Source organism: uncultured Tateyamaria sp. (assembly GCF_947504105.1).
In the GTDB taxonomy this organism is placed as follows: Bacteria; Pseudomonadota; Alphaproteobacteria; order Rhodobacterales; family Rhodobacteraceae; genus Tateyamaria.
The window spans coordinates 1-1,414 of sequence record NZ_CANNGP010000131.1; the positions used below are offsets into that span (position 1 = coordinate 1).

The 1,414-nt window shown below is 55.6% G+C and carries 1 protein-coding gene; it reads left to right on the forward strand.

Translation table 11 applies throughout. The annotated features are described in order from the left end of the window. Nucleotides 1-90: 90 nt before the first annotated feature. Nucleotides 91-1,125, forward strand: a complete 1,035-nt coding sequence (locus tag Q1A75_RS23875) for an IS110 family transposase (protein WP_299593550.1) — start codon at nt 91-93, stop codon at nt 1,123-1,125. Nucleotides 1,126-1,414: the final 289 nt, after the last annotated feature.

Sequence of the window (1,414 nt, forward strand, 5' to 3'; positions counted from 1 at the left end):
TTGATGGGGTGGATGCTCCCTCCCACAACGGCATCGCAATGTGCCAGACTGGCTTTGTTGACAAGTCAGTGAGAATGAAAGGAAGCATCCATGACCGACGTTAGCATTTTAGCCATCGACCTTGCAAAGCACAGTTTTCAGGTGTGCGCGACGACCGCCGAGGGCGTGATTGTGTTCAATCGCAAGTACTCGCGCGGAAAATTGAGCGAGCTGTTGGCCAGTCATCCGGCCTGTATGGTCGCAATGGAGGCCTGTGCGACCAGCCATTACTGGGGCCGTGAAGCACAAAGCCACGGGCATGACGTCAAGTTGATCCCGCCGATCTATGTGAAGCCGTTCGTCAAACGCAATAAGAATGACGCCAATGACGCAGCGGCGATTGCGGTCGCGGTGCGGCAGCCAGATATGCGGTTTGTCGCTGTAAAGAGCCCAGAACAGCAGGCGCAGGCCATGCTGTTTCGATCCCATCAGACATTTACGCGCCAGCGATCACAACTGCTGATCACCCTTCGCGGTCATCTGGCAGAACACGGGATCATCGTCACGAAGGGCAACGCGGCCCTGATCGCTTACGAAGAGGTGCTTGAGGCCCAGCCTGATCTCGTTCCGGATCTCGTGCTGGAAACTGCGCGGCTCTACTTTTATCAAATCGATCAGCTCAACACTTCCATCGCCACTTTTGAGCGGCAAATGAGAGACACCGCAAAGCGCGACGACACGGCACGCAGGCTACAAACTATGCCAGGCATCGGCCCAATCAACGCGGCGGCTTTTTTGGCCTTTGCACCACCGATGGAGAACTTTCAACGAGGTCGCGATTTTGCGGCTTGGCTCGGATTAGTGCCGCGACAACATTCAACCGGAGGAAAGGCCAAACTGGGCCGGGTGAGCAAGATGGGGCAGTCCGATATGCGAAGGCTTTTGATCACTGGCGCAACCGTCTGCCTCCGTTGGGCAGTGGCGAAAGGTATAGATCCTCAAACTTGGCTGGGTCGGCTGTTGACCCGCAAACCTTTCAAAATGGCAGCCGTTGCGATGGCCAACAAAATGGCCCGCGCATTATGGGCAATGATCACGAAAGGGCAGGATTACTCAGGCAGGTTAGTCCATTACGCCACGCCATAGCCGAGAAACGAAATCCGCTTCAGCCTGCTTTAAGCGGCAGGTTGGACCGGTGAAGTGAGGAGATCGACAGACGATTATGGGCGCACTGATCACGTTCAGCTTTGGGAAAACCATATAGAGGTCAAGGACATAACAGTCCGAAAGTTCGATTTGGACCCCGAGCTCACGAACACCATAACGGCCCGTGGCAGACCTGAGCCACATGCGGAGGCCTGACACACGACCGGTACCGATCACGCAGGCCAGAAACGTCAGAAGATTGTCTTGCTAAACCGGGGGCATCCACACA

Bases quoted from the DNA above. Each gene is read 5' to 3' on its own strand.
- Q1A75_RS23875 (WP_299593550.1), top strand. From the start codon at position 91: ATGACCGACGTTAGCATTTTAGCCATCGACCTTGCAAAGCACAGTTTT.